Annotated in this window: 17 protein-coding genes and 1 other annotated feature; of the genes, 2 read left to right on the plus strand and 15 right to left on the minus strand. The window is 38.0% G+C overall.

Annotated elements, in window-relative coordinates; translation table 11 throughout:
- Window positions 1–125: 125 nt before the first annotated feature.
- The 5 genes from hemW to T529_RS0111915 form a co-directional block, all read right to left on the minus strand.
- Entirely contained in the window at window positions 126–1,223 is a 1,098-nt protein-coding gene (gene hemW, locus T529_RS0111895; protein ID WP_033163811.1) for a radical SAM family heme chaperone HemW, read from the minus strand.
- The gene (locus T529_RS0111900; protein WP_033163812.1) at window positions 1,213–2,421 is read right to left on the minus strand and encodes an L-serine ammonia-lyase, iron-sulfur-dependent, subunit alpha; all 1,209 of its coding nucleotides are present in this window, start codon (window positions 2,419–2,421) and stop codon (window positions 1,213–1,215) included. The genes hemW and T529_RS0111900 overlap by 11 nt, the downstream gene beginning before the upstream one ends.
- Window positions 2,422–2,430: 9 nt before the next feature.
- Window positions 2,431–3,384: a DNA polymerase III subunit delta gene (holA, locus tag T529_RS0111905; protein WP_033163813.1), complete on the minus strand. Its 954-nt coding sequence runs from the start codon at window positions 3,382–3,384 to the stop codon at window positions 2,431–2,433.
- A gap of 29 nt (window positions 3,385–3,413) precedes the next feature.
- On the minus strand, window positions 3,414–4,001 hold the full coding sequence (locus T529_RS0111910; RefSeq protein ID WP_033163814.1) for a histidine phosphatase family protein: 588 nt from the start codon (window positions 3,999–4,001) through the stop codon (window positions 3,414–3,416).
- Between the two features lie 89 nt (window positions 4,002–4,090).
- On the minus strand, window positions 4,091–5,548 hold the full coding sequence (locus T529_RS0111915) for a 6-phospho-beta-glucosidase (protein WP_033163815.1): 1,458 nt from the start codon (window positions 5,546–5,548) through the stop codon (window positions 4,091–4,093).
- Between the two features lie 301 nt (window positions 5,549–5,849).
- Here T529_RS0111915 and T529_RS0111920 point away from each other — a divergent pair, with 301 nt between their 5' ends.
- Together T529_RS0111920 and T529_RS0111925 are read left to right on the plus strand one after the other, a co-directional pair.
- A complete protein-coding gene (locus tag T529_RS0111920; protein WP_033163816.1) occupies window positions 5,850–6,368 on the plus strand; it encodes a YgjV family protein in 519 nt (172 codons plus the stop codon).
- Window positions 6,369–6,438: 70 nt separating this feature from the next.
- Window positions 6,439–6,936, plus strand: coding sequence for a YgjV family protein (locus T529_RS0111925; RefSeq protein WP_033163817.1), 498 nt, complete (start codon window positions 6,439–6,441; stop codon window positions 6,934–6,936).
- 7 nt (window positions 6,937–6,943) lie between these two features.
- On the opposite strand, the gene T529_RS0111930 is transcribed toward T529_RS0111925, so the two are convergent.
- The 10 genes from T529_RS0111930 to trmFO all read right to left on the minus strand — a co-directional run bounded on the left by T529_RS0111930 (window position 6,944) and on the right by trmFO (window position 15,674).
- Entirely contained in the window at window positions 6,944–8,935 is a 1,992-nt protein-coding gene (locus T529_RS0111930) for a ComEC/Rec2 family competence protein (RefSeq protein WP_033163818.1), read from the minus strand.
- On the minus strand, window positions 8,926–9,228 hold the full coding sequence (locus tag T529_RS13565; protein WP_238560822.1) for a ComEA family DNA-binding protein: 303 nt from the start codon (window positions 9,226–9,228) through the stop codon (window positions 8,926–8,928). Before T529_RS13565 ends, T529_RS0111930 begins: the two co-directional genes overlap by 10 nt.
- 180 nt (window positions 9,229–9,408) lie before the next feature.
- Complete coding sequence (gene ruvB / locus T529_RS0111940; RefSeq protein WP_033163820.1) at window positions 9,409–10,401, minus strand: Holliday junction branch migration DNA helicase RuvB; 993 nt, start codon at window positions 10,399–10,401, stop codon at window positions 9,409–9,411.
- Between the two features lie 12 nt (window positions 10,402–10,413).
- Window positions 10,414–10,989 carry a Holliday junction branch migration protein RuvA gene (gene ruvA, locus T529_RS0111945; RefSeq protein ID WP_033163821.1) on the minus strand — a complete coding sequence of 192 codons (576 nt, stop codon included), beginning with the start codon at window positions 10,987–10,989 and terminating at the stop codon, window positions 10,414–10,416.
- Window positions 10,990–11,061: 72 nt separating this feature from the next.
- Window positions 11,062–12,351 (minus strand): GTPase ObgE, encoded by a 1,290-nt coding sequence (gene obgE, locus T529_RS0111950; RefSeq protein WP_033163822.1) that lies wholly within the window; start codon window positions 12,349–12,351, stop codon window positions 11,062–11,064.
- Between the two features lie 56 nt (window positions 12,352–12,407).
- Complete coding sequence (gene rpmA, locus T529_RS0111955; RefSeq protein ID WP_033163823.1) at window positions 12,408–12,689, minus strand: 50S ribosomal protein L27; 282 nt, start codon at window positions 12,687–12,689, stop codon at window positions 12,408–12,410.
- A 5-nt stretch (window positions 12,690–12,694) separates the two neighbouring features.
- Window positions 12,695–13,012 carry a ribosomal-processing cysteine protease Prp gene (locus tag T529_RS0111960; RefSeq protein ID WP_033163824.1) on the minus strand — a complete coding sequence of 106 codons (318 nt, stop codon included), beginning with the start codon at window positions 13,010–13,012 and terminating at the stop codon, window positions 12,695–12,697.
- Between the two features lie 2 nt (window positions 13,013–13,014).
- The gene (gene rplU, locus T529_RS0111965) at window positions 13,015–13,323 is read right to left on the minus strand and encodes a 50S ribosomal protein L21 (protein WP_033163825.1); all 309 of its coding nucleotides are present in this window, start codon (window positions 13,321–13,323) and stop codon (window positions 13,015–13,017) included.
- A 15-nt stretch (window positions 13,324–13,338) separates the two neighbouring features.
- Window positions 13,339–13,413 (minus strand) — a sequence feature (ribosomal protein L21 leader region).
- A gap of 37 nt (window positions 13,414–13,450) precedes the next feature.
- Window positions 13,451–14,383, minus strand: a complete 933-nt coding sequence (gene xerA, locus T529_RS0111970) for a site-specific tyrosine recombinase/integron integrase (protein WP_330221898.1) — start codon at window positions 14,381–14,383, stop codon at window positions 13,451–13,453.
- Window positions 14,376–15,674 carry a methylenetetrahydrofolate--tRNA-(uracil(54)-C(5))-methyltransferase (FADH(2)-oxidizing) TrmFO gene (gene trmFO, locus T529_RS0111975; protein ID WP_033163827.1) on the minus strand — a complete coding sequence of 433 codons (1,299 nt, stop codon included), beginning with the start codon at window positions 15,672–15,674 and terminating at the stop codon, window positions 14,376–14,378. The genes xerA and trmFO overlap by 8 nt, the downstream gene beginning before the upstream one ends.
- Window positions 15,675–15,982: the final 308 nt, after the last annotated feature.

Genomic DNA, 15,982 nt, shown 5'->3' on the forward strand with positions numbered 1-15,982 from the left:
CTGCTCACTCCTCCTTTAGCACTCCTTTACCTTTCGTGCTAACTCCATTATACACATAAGTTTGGCACTGTCAATAATTTAGTGCTAAATATTTTCATGAAAAAAGGCAATGTTTCTCCATCGCCCTATTCTGGTAAGAAATCCACAAGTATATCATTCAGATAAGCTATTGATGCAGGTGTTGTTCTTAGATGATGGTCTTCTATCACCAAATCTCCCTTATCCAAATGTTTCTGAAGCTGATGACCAAAAACATCTTCGACATGTTTTTGATAACGCTGATAGAAATCTTCTAGATCAAGCCCATCAACAAGTCTTAAACTCATCATCAGATGATTAAACATCGTATCTTCACTTGTCTGTGTTTCTATTTGTTCAGTATTCTCACCATTAAGATATTTTGTCATATTACGTGAATGACTGATTATTTTATCATCTATCTTGCTTGTTGCACCAATACCTACACCAAGATAATTATGATAATGCCAGTAGGCTTTATTATGGAAGGATTCATGTTCCCCTTTCGCATAATTAGAGACTTCATATTTATGAAAGCCCATCTTATGCAAACGATCATCAATAATATCATTCCATCGTTTATCGGTCTCATCATCAAGAGGCTGGTAGTGCTTATAATTGAGAATTGTACCTTCCTCTAATATTAAAGAATAGTAAGATATATGATTGATCGGTAATTCAAAAATACGTTCCAAATCATGCATCAGGTCTTCTTCTTGCTGCATGGGCAAACCATACATCATATCGATTGAAATATTTTCAAAACCTAGCTTATAGGCATTTTCAATGACTTCTATAGCCTGATAGGAATAATGCTTACGACCAATCATGTGCAAAAGATGATCCTGGAAGCTTTGTACACCAATGGAAAGACGATTGACATGATACTTCTTCAATAATTCTAGCTTATCAATTGTTGCTGATTCCGGATTGACTTCAACAGTGAATTCCTTTGTTCGTTTGCCGACAAATCGTTCAACTCTTTTCAATAAATATTCAAGCTGTTCATATGTCAAAGCACTTGGTGTCCCACCACCAATATAAATCGTCTTCATTACCTGGCGCTTGATACCTGCAAGCTCTTTTGCTAGTCTTCTTAAATACTGATTGGCAACATCTTCTTTATAGAAGACTTTCGCAAAGTCACAATAGCTACAGATATGATCACAAAAAGGAATATGGATATAGAGGCTATCAGTCTTCATGGAAACGATACTCCTTCGCTAGTCCACCAAGAGAAGTTTCTTTATAAGCGGATGATAAATCATGACCCGTTTCTTTCATAACAGTAACGATTGTATCGAATGAAATCTTATTCTTACGCATATAACCCAATTCTTTTGCTAGCATTGCGGCATCCTGGGCACGCAAGGCACCATAGGCATTACGTTCGATGCATGGTATTTGTACATAGCCACCAATGGGATCACATGTTAAACCAAGATTGTGTTCAAGGCCCATTTCCGCAGCATAAGCAATCAAGTCATTATTGAGCTCATTAATCCAAGCCATAGCTGCTGCTCCCATTGCGCATGCTGTTCCAACTTCTGCCTGACAGCCACCATCAGCACCGGAAATTGTTGCATTATATTTCACGACATTGCCAAAAAGCCCACCAATAGCCAATGCTTTGATCAGATCTCTTTTTTTCATACCTAACTGCTTATAAGCAAAATAGAGAACAGCTGGAACAATTCCACTCGCCCCGCACGTTGGAGCTGTTACAATCATATGTCCATCCGCATTCTCCTCAGATACTGCGTACGCATAGCTTGAAAGAAACAGCCGATCTCTTTCCATCTGATGATGTGTATTGAGGGCCTGCTGATACATCAAATTGGCAACACGCTTAATCTTCAGTCTTCCTTGAATAATGCCTTTTGTGTGAAGCCCATTTTCAACACATGTAAACATATGATCGAGAACATCAAAAAGATAATCATCAATATTCTCATCTTCATGACATTTCATATAGTCATAAAGTGAAATACCTTCTCTTGAACAATATCGGAGGATTTCCTCCATATTCTTTTCATGATAGATTTCTTTCTTTTCTTTAGCAAGATCACCCTTGAAGAGAATCTCACCCCCACCAATGGAATATGCTTCAATCTCCGCTAATTTTTGACCTTTTTGATAAACATGAACAATCATGCCATTAGGATGAAAGCTTAACGCTTCACTATGCCAGCCAAATTCTACCGGCTTTTCAAAAGTTTTTTCCATTATGGCATCCGTTAAATGCCCTTTCCCAGTCAAGGCAAGTGAACCATACAAATCCACTTTATAATGATCTGCATCAGGATAAGCCTCTTTAATACATAATGCAATCTTCATTGGTCCCATCGTATGAGAAGAAGAAGGGCCAACGCCAATTTTATACAATTCTCTTAACGATTCCATATTTTTCTCCTAAATCTGCATAAGGAATAATTCTAATCCTCGCTGCTTATCAATCTTCCCCGTCTTTATATTGATATCCAGTTCCGACAATTCATAAAGCTTACGTTCTAGCTCATCAAGCTGAAAACTGCGTGCATTTTTACGAACCGGGAATAGAGCTCTTGGATTAATACCAATAATCTTAACAATCTCTTTATCCGTATATCCTTTGCGATCAAGCAGCTTGACCTGATAGAGCTGCCGAATACTGCTCGCAATAAGACCAATCAAGGCAATAGGTTCATGATTGGTAATCATTAAATCACGATAGATAGATGAAACACGCACAAGATCATGTGCCATAATCGCATTCGTTAAAGCAAAGACATTCTCTTCTAGAGGTGGCGCAACAAGTCGTTCAACATCATGAAGTGTAATATGCTTACTATAGAGACATAGTTTTTCAACCTGGTTGCTCGCTTCGTTTAAGCTTCCCCTTGTTCTTTCTAGCAACAAATCTAGCGCATCATCATCGATCACTGCTTGACGATGAATAATAGCTTGTCTGACTGTTTTATAAATCGTATGTTCATCAACCTGATTTAGTTCAATAAACTGTGCATGTTTACGAAGATTCTTCATGACTTTCTTGCGTTCATCAAATTTCTCACCATTGTGGTAAATAATAAAAATGGTTGTGGGATTATCATGAGCAATATAGTCATTGAAAGCGGCAATATCTTCGTCAGAAACGTTTTTTTGTTTTTCTGTCGTTAAAAATGTCGGCTTTCGCAAAATCACCATCTTATATTCCGTAAGAAAAGGTGGTGTGATGGCATCCTGAAGAATGACATCCATGCTCGTTTCATCAGGATAATAGATTGAAAGATTCATATCTTGATCATTGATTTTGTACTGCTTCTTGAATTTCTCAAGACGTTGTTTTAAAAGCAGTTCCTCACTGCCATAGAGCACTATATTCATAAGCTCATCCTTTCTTAAAACATATCATTTTATTCAATGATATTTAAAACTGAATACTGATGATTCTTATATTCCATATAAACTGCGCAGGCATTGCCTAAAAAGCGAAAATCAGGAAACTCTTTTTGTAATTGTTCTTCACATAAATGATGCGTTAAAGCCGTTAGTGAGAGTCCATGCCCACCAATTGCAATCGTTCTATCTTCATCGGACACAACTTCTTGCAAGAAATCAAGGTGACGTTCAACAACATCAGCAAGCTTTTCTCCATGAAACTTACGATAATCACAGCTAGTTTCAATATTACGGAAATCTTCCTTGACCATTTTTCCCTTAAGAGCATTTGGCTGTCCTTCAAAATAGCCAAAATTCAATTCCTTTAAACGGCGATCCCTCTTTATTGTCATAAAAGGATTATTAAGCGCAATCTCCAATGTATCATAGGCACGTTCACTCGTTGATGAATAGGCTTCATCAATGGCAATATCTTTAATTTTCTGTGCAAGAGCTTTCGCCTGACTCATTCCTATTTCTGAAAGGGGTGAGTCACACCAGCCCTGGGTAAGATCAAGCTCGTTAAAATATGTTTTTCCATGTCTGATCAATAATAGTTTCATACAGTTCCTCCAATGTATTTATATTAGAAAAAAATGTCATAGATTGCAAGATAGCCGCAAAGAAAAACACCCCAAAAAGGGGTGCTTGACTAATCTCCTAAATCTTCACCATTTGTTTCAATGACATGCTTATACCAGAAGAAGGATTTCTTTCTGCTTCTAGCAAAATCACCTTCGTGATTATTATTGTAATTGACATAGATAAAGCCATAGCGTTTATCATATTCACCAGTTGATGCAGATACGATATCAATTGGTGCCCACATTGTATAAGCAAGTAAATCAACACCATCTTCATCAACAGCATCACGCATTGCTTCAATATGACTTCTTAAATAGTTGATACGGTCATCATCATGAACCATACCATCCTCCTCTACCTTGTCATATGCTCCAAAGCCATTTTCAACAATCATCATTGGCTTATGGAATCTGTCATAGACCCAGTTTAAAGCCCAGCGTAATCCTAATGGATCAATCATCCAGCCCCAGGCCGTCTTTGAAAGATACGGATTATCGACTTCATCACTTTCACCCATTCCTGGGATACCCTGGGAATGGAATTCAAAGTGTGTATTGCCTTCATGCCATGCTGCAACTCTACTCATATAGTAAGAGAAAGTAATAATATCAACTGTACCTTCTTTTAATGCTTCTCTTTCTTCATCGCTAAGCGCAATCTTATAGCCATGTCTTTCCCAGAGCTTTTCAACATGAGCCGGAATAAAGCCATTGGCTTGTACTTCAAGAGGCCATTCTGTTTTATGCATTGCAGCCATAGCTTCCACCATGTTTTCTGGCTTACAGTTTTCTGGATAGAATGGTGTAAAGCCCATCATGCAGCCAAACTGTGCTTCTGGGTTAATCTTCTTACCTTCCTTGACTGCTTTTGCTGAAGCAATTAATTCATTGACACAGCTTTGATACATCATCCATTCATTATCTGGATTGTCATCTGTTGTAAGAATACCGCCTTCCTGAATAAGATGGTGAGCGATTGGTGCACCTGTCTGGTTATTGATTTCATTGAAAGTCAGCCAGTATTTGACTTTTCCTTTATATCTTTCAACACAAGTATTTGAATATTTCACAAACATATCAATCACACGTTTGTCCATGAAACCGTTATATTTTTTTGCGATATGATATGGTAATTCAAAATGACAAAGCGTTACAATTGGTTCAATATTATATTTATGACATTCATCAAATAAGTCATCATAGAATTTCAAGCCTTCTTCATTTGGTTCTTCATCATCACCATTTGGGAAAATTCGTGTCCAGGCAATAGATGTTCTAAAAGCCTTAAATCCCATTTCCGCAAACAATGCAATATCTTCTTTATAATGATGATAGAAATCAATACCGACATGGTTTGGATAGTCTTCTCCCTCGACAACGCCATCTGTGATTCTTCTAGGAATGCCATTGCCGCCAGCAGTCATGACGTCGGCAATAGAAACGCCTTTGCCGCCCTCTTGCCAGCCTCCTTCAAACTGATGAGCAGCACTTGCACCGCCCCATAAAAAATCCTTTCTAAATCCCATTTTCTTTTTTCCTCCTTATTCCTACAAATCATTATATAGTAAAGCGGAAATAAATAAAACGCTTTCATATAAGAAATTCTATTTTCCATGAGGCATACTCTACCACCATCTCATATATAAGCGCTCCCATTTTGTGAACCTCTTGACACATACATTAGGCTATGTTAGCTTATACAAAGTCATTTATGCCAATAATTGGATTGGCGACCCACAAGCGACCGGAATCGCGATCAATGACATTCAAAACAAGGAGGTTCCGGTCTTTTTTTATACCGCAACACTCCTAAAAAAGGAGATTTTTATGAATATTATTGTATTAGCGAATATCATATCACTTATTGGCGCAATCATTATGGTACTGATTGGCTTTGTAAAGGATAATAAGAAAGTTCTTGCAGGCCAGTGCGTTCAGTTTACCTTAATGGGTGTTGCCAACTTTATTCTAGGCGCAATCACCGGCTCTATTTCCAATGTCTTAAGTATTATCAGAAATGTCTATTCTATCAACAGACCCATGAGTTTAGCTGTCAAAACTGCTCTTTCTGGACTACAGATTGGCTTATCGCTCTATGCCGGAATTGATGGACTTATTGGCTGGCTCCCAATTATCTCTAATACCATCTTTACATTTACATGTGACAGCAAGGACCAGGCATTCTTTAAATTTTCTGTCATTATTACAGGGGCAATGTGGATCTTCTATGATTTCTATTACATGAACTTCACAAGTGCCACTTTCGATATTCTTGGCGTCATCACCAATGCTGCTACCTTAGCATTGATTCAACGAGGAAGAAAAGCAACACCGACTCTTTCCTAACGCGTCTTGGCGCTTTTTTCTTTTACGCTAAAATCCTTTATGTTAGAATAAGGATATCGCAGAGGAGATTATGAATATAACTTTTATTGCCAATATGATTTCTTTGCTTGGGGCAATTGTTATGGTTGGTATTGGCTTAATCAAAGAAAATAAACATGTCTTAGAAGTGCAATGCTTACAATTCACTTTAATGGGTATTGCCAACTTCATGCTTAAGGCAACATCGGGCGGGATTTCCAATATCGTTGGTATTTTAAGAAATCTATATTCGCTTAAGAAGCCCATGGAAACACCTGTGAAAATTGGCTTTATTGTTTTACAAGTTGCCATTAGTCTTCTTGCCGGAATGAATGGTCTTATTGGTTGGCTTCCTATTATCGCAACTGTTATTTTCACAATCTTTGTTGACACGAAAAATCCCTATGTCATGAAAGGTGTGATTGTCTTTACAGTTGGATTGTGGTTTATCTATGATATGCATTTTCATAACTACACTGCCTCACTATTTGATATCATGACAATTGTTTCTAATACTTTTACAGCCATCAAAATGTACTTCTCTCGCTAGCAAGCTGCTAGCTTTTTTCATTAAGAATATAATACTCTTTGAACATATGCCGGATTGTAAAAGAACCATCCTGATCAGTACGCAATATCGTACTTCCCATGTTTTTCATACGCTTAATGACAATTTGACTTGGATGGCCATAACGATTCTTTTTACCAACACCAATCATCGCCACCTTAGGTTTAAGCATCGTTATAAATTCCACGCTTGATGAAGTCTTAGACCCATGATGACCAACCTTCAAAATATCAACATCCAGAGAGCCATATTTATTCATCAATGCTTCTTCACCTTCAATACCTAAATCACCAGTAAAGAGATATTTCACATCATCAATTGTTAAATAGATAATATTAGAATTGTCATTAATATCACTAAAGACATGATCCGTTGTAAGACTTTCAATAGTAACATTCCCCTTCTGCATCTTTTTAAATGGCTTATCAATCACCTTCCTGACATCAAAATGGCTTTTTAAAGAATCAAGGGCACCACTATGATCATAATCATAATGCGAAATAAATACAGCATCAATCCGGCTTATTCCAATCGACTTCAAATAAGGAATAATCTTATTTGTCGCTAGATCATACTTCACATTCCCACCAGTATCGATAAGGTAATTTCCTTGATCAAAAGGCAAACGCACAAGCGTACAGTCACCTTGACCAACGTCAATCATTGTCACATCGGTATAAATCTTATAGCGGGAAAAAATCGTAAAAGAAATCATCAAGGCAACAAGAAGACAGACAGGCTTTCTTATTGATTGTTGTCTTTCTTTTTGGATGATGCAGGCAAATATACAATAATAAAATAGGCCTATAAAAAACAGAGTTGGCTTTGAAAGAACAATAAAAGAAGACAGGGCCTGAGTGAAATCAAGCATGGACACAAACAATCCAATTAATAAATTCAATAGATATTCTAAAGGCAGAAAAAGAGAAAAAACAAAGAGAGTATAGAAAACTATAATAAAAGGCTCAAGAGCACTGCTTAAAAAGAAAGAAAAGATGTTCAACGAGGCATTCATACATAAAACAATCGGCAGTGATGATAAATAGACTATTATTGACTGCCCTTTAATATGTTTTGTAAGAATAACCATAAAATAGATAAAATAAGAGAAAACAAAGGATATATTGTAGATGACATAGGGATTATAGAGGACATGGGCAATAATGAGTATTGAGAGAAGATCTAAATCATTAAGCCGTTTATGCAAAAGACTTTTACCAATCAGCATCAGATAAGCTCTTTGTAAGGAAATATTAAATGGAATTGAGAAAACATAAAAGCCCATAACTCCTTTAGACAAATAATCAGCATGATGCTTCTTAAGAAAAAGGGAAAAGATTTTAAAAAGAATATTATATAAGATTGTAATATGCATACCGCTCAAGGCAAAAAGATGAACTATTGAAAGTGATGTCATAACTTGATAGTCACTTTTGATAGCCTCATCTTTCATTCCAAGCAAAAACATATTCTGATAAGAACGGATCTGTTTATTGCTGGAAAAATGCTGAACGAAAACATTTGCTAAAGAAAAATGAGGTCTTCTTTCAATAACCTTAACCATTTTCATTTTAGTGATAATATGATGTGACTTTAAATACATCTCTTCATCAAAATCACCATCATCCTTTTTCCTGTTAATTTCCACAGGTGTGACTTTAAGAATGAGTTCATCCTGATAATGAAATTTCTGCTTCGTCAGCACCTTGATTTTACCTTGCTTTGTCTTAAGAATAAGTGATGCGTCATTCATGTCGACAACCCGGCCATGGATAATCGATGAGAACTGATAGGCTTGATAAGGACGAATAAAAAGTGGTGTTAAACATAACACCACAGCAATCACAAAAATAAGCTTTCTCTTCAAGAGAAAGATGCAATAGAGAACAAGCGGGATGAGAAAAACAAGGTGGACAAGACGCACTGCTACAACCAGCAAGACAAGAATGGCATAATAAATCAAATGATAAGCTACAGGCATAATTGATCACGATAGGCTAAATAGCGTTTTTCGCCTATTCCTTCCACATTCATAATATCTTCAAGACAGGTATAAACATGTGATTTGCGATAGTCAACAATCTTCTCAGCTGTCTTTTTGCCTATTCCTTTTAATGTCATGAAGTCTTCAACAGTACCTTTATTCAAGCTGATAACATTACTTCTTTTAAGGGGGAGATAGTAACGTGCTTCTGGCTTAAGCGTCCGTTCGAGATCAAGGGCTGCTAATGAAGCATTGTCTTTGATGCCAACCTGTTCAACAAGTTCTTTCATTCGCATTCCTTCTTTTATCTTCACCTCCCCATTTTTCTTAAATGCCCCTTCCAATGTAACATAGAGTGCAGTTTCTTGTTTTTTTTTGATAACCTGAGGTTTTGAAAAACTATATATTGTTGAGACGATAGCTAGAAAGAGGAAACCAAAAATCTTCCATTTATGCATAAAAAAAGAGAGTTAGAACTCCCTTTCAAGATGGAAATGGCGATAGGCAAGATCAGTTGCTACACGCCCTTTCGCTGTTCGTCTGATTAAGCCTTTCTGTAATAAATAAGGTTCACAGACATCTTCTAACGTATTAGGTTCCTCTCCAATACTAGCTGCTAAAGCATTCAGCCCTACCGGTCCACCTCGATAGCGCTCAATAATACCAAGTAAATATTTATGGTCAACATGATCTAATCCTAAATCATCAACCTTCAAGTTATCCAATGCTTCTTTCGTTCTCTCTAAGGAAATCACCTTTTCCCCATAGAACATTGAGAAATCTCGCACACGTCTAAATAGCCTATTGGCGATACGTGGTGTCCCACGACTTCTTTTCGCAAGTTCATTTCTTGCATCATCAGCAATATCCATACCATAGACCTTGGATGTACGACTGATGATTTCTTCTAGTTCATCATCCTTATAATAATCAAGCTTACCAACAATGCCAAAACGGTCTCTTAAAGGCGCTGAGATATCACCCATTCTTGTCGTAGCACCGACTAAGGTAAACGGTGGTAAATCAATACGAATAGATCTCGCCGACTGATCCTTACCGATAATGACATCAACACAATAATCTTCCATAGCTGGATAAAGCACTTCTTCGACAACCTTATTCAAGCGATGTATTTCATCAATAAAAAGCACATCACCAGGTTCAAGAGATGTTAGAATAGCCACCAAATCACCAGTCTTATCGATTGAAGGACCGGAAGTGACGCGAATATGTGTTCCCATCTCGTTGGCGATGATCATGCTCATTGTTGTCTTTCCTAAACCCGGTGGGCCATAAAGCAAGACATGATCAAGTGACTCATCACGCATCTTAGCTGCTGTTACAAAGACTTTAAGATTCTTCTTTAAATCCTCCTGACCAATATACTGTTCAAAGGAATGTGGCCTTAGCTGGCTTTCTTCATCTTCATCATGTTCTTCAACATCTAATAAATCACGATCCATGAGACTCCTCCTTTATTTAAAACTTAGTATTTTCAATGCTTCTTTAACATAGCCATTGGTATCAAGTTTTTGATGTAACAACGTCTTCATTGCCTTATTGACATCACTATCTTTATAGCCTAAAGCAATCAGCACTTCAATTGCATCTTCGTAGTCCTGTGAAACATCTTCACTGATCGCTTCTAAACGTGTCACGCCATCAAACTTACCCTTAAGATCGAGCACCATCTGGCTTGCTGCCTTAGGACCTATTCCTGGGAATGACTTTAAGTATTTCAGATTATTATTCTCGATGGCATCAATGATCTCATTGACATCACCACTTGCTAAAATGGCGGTTGCGCTTTTAGGTCCAATGCCTTTGACTTTAATAAGCATCAAGAACAGATCTTTCTGTTTTGCCTCCTTAAAACCATAAAGACGTACGTCATTCTCACTAACAGATTGATAGATATAGACAGTTGTATTCTCCCCCTTAGTAAACGTATAAGGATTAGGAACATAAACAAGATAACCTATCCCATTGTTTTCTATGACAATATGATTCGTATGCATTTCAACAATGGTACCTTTAATATAACTATACATGTGTTAACTCCTCTAACAAACAAAGAGTATTGTATCATAAAATAGAGAAAAAGTATGACTTTTAGCCATACTTTAATTCATAAACTGGAATTCAAAATCAAGAATGCGTACTAAATCGCCATCCTGGCAGCCAGCTGCTCTTAAAGCCTCATCGACGCCATAGTTACGCATTTTAATAGCAAAGTTCTTGAAGCCATCATCCGTATTGAGTGATGCCATTTGTACTGCTCTTTCAACACGTTCACCAGTGACTTCCCATACGCCATTGCCCATATTAGCAATTTCAAAGGCATTCTCATCACCAGGCTCATAGGTATAAAGAACGCTATCTTCTTCGCCTTCCTCATCATAAAGAGAAGTAATTGGTGCCTTATCCAAAGCATCGGCAATCGCATAGAGAGCCTGATCAATACCTTCATGGATTGGGGCAATCATTGGGAAGACTTTAACATCTTCGCCAACTTTCTCTTTAAATGCGGCAAGGTTTTCCTCAGCACCATCCAGATCCATTTTATTTGCGACTACAATCTGTGGTCGATCTAAAAGATGATACTGATATTCTGATAATTCCTTATTGATTGTACAGTAATCTTCATAAGGGTCACGGCCTTCACTACCTGCCATATCGACAATATGAACAATGACACGGCATCTTTCAATATGTCTTAAGAATTGATGGCCTAAGCCCTTGCCCTGTGATGCCCCTTCAATCAAGCCAGGTAAATCAGCCATGACGAATGAACGTCCATCAGGTACCTGAACAACACCTAAATTAGGAATGATTGTTGTAAAATGGTAATCTGCAATCTCTGGACGCGCACGTGAGACAACGGACAGGAATGTTGACTTACCAACACTCGGGAAACCAACAAGACCGACATCCGCTAAAAGCTTCAATTCCACACGTAATTCATATGATAAGCCTGGTTCACCTTTTTCACAAATAGTTGGAGCCGGATTCTTGCTTGAAGCAAAACGTGTATTACCACGACCACCACGGCCACCTTTCGCAATGACAACCTGCTGATGATCTTCAGTTAAATCCGCCATCAGTTTGCCATTGACATTATTATAAATACATGTCCCAACAGGGACTTTGATAATAAGATCCTGGGCATTCGCCCCATGCATTTTCTTTGCCATGCCATTCTGGCCAGCTCTTGCCGCATAATGTTTATTATATCTTAAGTCCAATAATGTTGATAAGCTGTTCGTAGCTTCAAATATAATGCTTCCACCACGACCGCCATCACCTCCAGAAGGGCCTCCTTTTGGAACATGCGCTTCTCGTCTAAAGGCAACAACACCATCACCACCCTTACCGGATGTGACTTCAATGACTGCTTTATCGATAAAATTCATATCTTCACCTCTATTTCTCGAAAAAAGGAATCCCAATGGGATTCCTTCCTAAAGTCTTAAGCTACTGGATAAACAGAAACCTGTTTCTTTTTCTTGCCGACTCTTTCGTACTTAACGACACCATCAACCTTAGCGAATAATGTGTCATCTCCGCCTCTACCTACATTATTACCAGGTAAGATCTTAGTACCTCTCTGTCTGTAGATAATAGAACCTGCAGTACAAGTCTGTCCGTCAGATAATTTAGCTCCTAAACGTTTAGATTCAGAATCACGACCGTTCTTTGTAGAACCTACACCTTTTTTAGAAGCGAATAACTGTAAATTTAACTTTAACATGATGATTATTCCTCCATCTTTTTAATTTGAATGAAATCCCCGTAGGAATATTCGATTGTTTCAAGAGTTGTCACTAAAGTCTCTAGTATCAATTGTGACTCTCTTGTAATCTTATGAATGATAAACTCAGCAAGACCTTCTTCAACTTTAAATGTTCCTATATCCAACATTCCAAGTTTCTCAAGCGTATTATATACACCAACGATAATAGTGGATACACCTGCACAAACAAGATCTTTTCCATACTCATCACTATTTGCATGACCACTGACTTTTACATAAGTCAATGCATCATCATGATAAGCAAGTTTAACTTTAATCATAATTAAGCGTTAATAGCTTTAACTGTTAACTTTGTGAAAGGCTGTCTATGACCCTGTTTCTTGTGATAATGCTTCTTTGGTTCATATTTATAAACAGTAACTTTCTTTTCCTTACCCTGAGCTACAACATCAGCTGTAACTGTAGCACCTTCAACATAAGGAGCACCAATCTTAGTGCTTTCGCCACCTACAAATAAAACCTTATCGAAAGTATATTCAGTACCTTCTTCAACATCTAACTTTTCAACGAAAATAGTGTCACCGGCTTCAACTTTTAACTGTTTTCCACCTGTTTCAATAACTGCGTACATTCAAGTACCTCCTTTTTGTATTCTTAGACTCGCCAACCGAGGCAGTACATACGTACATTTAATACCTTTTATGTGCGGTTGTAGCTAGAGGTCTACAACACTGTAGAATATATCATTTTACCTTGTTTCAGTCAACACTTTTTTTCTTTTCTTCAAGTCTTTCCAACGCCTGACGCGGACAAGCCTTATTATAGACTTCAATCAGTTTTTCCTGAGTCACATGAGTATATATTTGCGTTGTTGACAAAGAAGCATGACCGAGAAGTTCCTGCACAACTCTAATATCCATCCCTGCATCTAAGAGATGTGTCGCAAAGGAATGACGAATGGTATGGGGATGAATCTTGCGCGTTGGATCATAATCGCGCATGCAGCGATTCACAATATCTTCAACGCCACGATTAGTAAGCTGTTTGCCATGCTTATTAACAAAAACTATATTGTGACTTTGATGAGTTGTCGCCATTAATTCATGGCGTGCCCCTTCTAGATAATCAACAAGCCAGACCTTAGCTTCATCATGAAACGGGACATAACGATCTTTGTTTCCTTTACCACGAATAAAAAGAATCTGATGAACGAGATCGACATGATCGAGTGTCAAGTTAACCACTTCACTCACTCTTAGTCCACTCGCATACATCATCTCAAGCATCGCTTTATTACGCATTCCTAAATCGCTATCTGTATGAATGGAATCAAGTAAACCAAGCATATCATCAAGAAAGAGAAAGTCAGGATTGCGCTCTCCTGTTTTTAATGCACTCACAAGCATAAATGGATTATCTTCAACATATCCTTGTCTTCTTAAGAACTTAAAAAAAGAACGTAGGCTAGAAAGCTTATGATTGATAGAAGCATGGGATAAATGACGCTTGTTTAAAGCGACAAGATAGCTTCTAATAAGCGCATAGTCGCACTCTGTAAAATCTTGATAAGCTTCTTGTCTAACATAAGCTATAAAATCATTGATCTCTCGCTGATATGAACTTACTGTCAAGGGCGAATAACGTTTTTGATAAGTAAGATAGTCAAGAAATGCATCTCTTTGTTTATCCATTGATTTCATCTAGGAAAGACTGCATTGTGGCAATGGCTCTTTTCGCATAGGCTTCCTTCTTTTCCTTTTTCTTAACCTGTGGAATTAAGTCAGGTAGAATACCAAAGTTAGCCTTCATCGGCTGAAAATCAGTTGTTGAGGCATGAGTAATATAATAGCTCAAAGACCCCATCACTGTCTCTCGTGGGAAAACAAGAGGCTCTTTTTCTTGTAAGAGGCGAACCATGTTCTTTCCAGCTACAAGTCCGCTCTGGGCACTTTCAACATATCCTTCGACGCCAGTCATCTGCCCCGCAAAAAATAAATCTTCACGATTCTTATATTGATATGTCTGTTTAAGATAGAGTGGAGAATTAAGGAAAGAATTACGATGCATGACTCCATAACGCACAATTTTCGCATTTTCTAAGCCAGGAATCATATGAATAATTCGTTCCTGTTCACCCCATTTAAGATGCGTCTGGAAGCCAACAATATTATAGAGCGTGCCAACCGCATTATCCTGTCGTAATTGAACAACCGCATAGGGACGTTTGCCATCATGTTCTAAGCCAACAGGCTTCATAGGACCAAAAAGCAGCGTCTGCTCACCACGGCGAGCAATCTCTTCAAAAGGCATACAGCCTTCAAAGAACTTCTCTTCACCATCATGTGGCTTCGCAACCTCAGCATGAATCAAAGCATCATAAAATGCCTCAAATTCTTCTTTGGTCATTGGACAATTAATATATTCCGCATCCCCTTTATCATAGCGGCTCTTAAAATAAGCTTTATTCAAATCAATTGAATCCAATTCAATGATTGGTGCAGCTGCATCATAGAAATAAAAATATTCCTCCTGACCTAAAAGGCTTGCAATTTCTTTTGACAAAGCCGCACTTGTCAATGGTCCAGAAGCAATAATAGTAGGTCCTTCAGGTATCTTCGTCACTTCCTCATGAATGACATGTACAAGAGGATTTTCTGTAATTTCCTTTGTCACAGCCTTGGAAAAGCCTTCGCGATCCACCGCTAAAGAGCCACCAGCTGGTACTGCATGTAGGCGAGCTTGACGAATAATCAATGAATCATTCATTGTCATCTCTTCTTTCAAAACGCCAACAGCATTCTTCAAGCCATCCGCTCTTAGAGAGTTAGAACATACAAGTTCTGCAAATTGATCTGTCTTATGTGCTCCCGTTGACTTGACTGGGCGCATTTCATAGAGGTCAACAGCAATGCCAGCACTAACAAGCTGATGTACAGCTTCAACGCCGGCAAGACCGCCACCAATTACATTTACTTTTTTCATTTTCATCACCGTGTGTATCATAACATGTTTTTCCCTATTCGCAAAAGAAAATCAAAACCACGTCTAAAAGGCGTGGTTTGAACTGCGGCTATAAGCCTATGATACCTGCTCGCGTCTAAAGGCGCTTGCTTTCACTTCGTTCAAGCTACCGCTCTTGACGCTCGCTATCCCTCAAAGGGATTCTTTTTTTCTTTTTTACTACTTTGTTTTATTGTCTTTTATTTTTCCTTTTTCGCTTCTTTTTCTCTTCGTTGCGTTTGAAAATGGATCGCCGTATTCCTTGACACTCAGCTTGTCCACCATCTGGT

Source organism: Sharpea azabuensis DSM 18934, assembly GCF_000702165.1.
GTDB lineage: Bacteria > Bacillota_I > Bacilli_A > Erysipelotrichales > Coprobacillaceae > Sharpea > Sharpea azabuensis.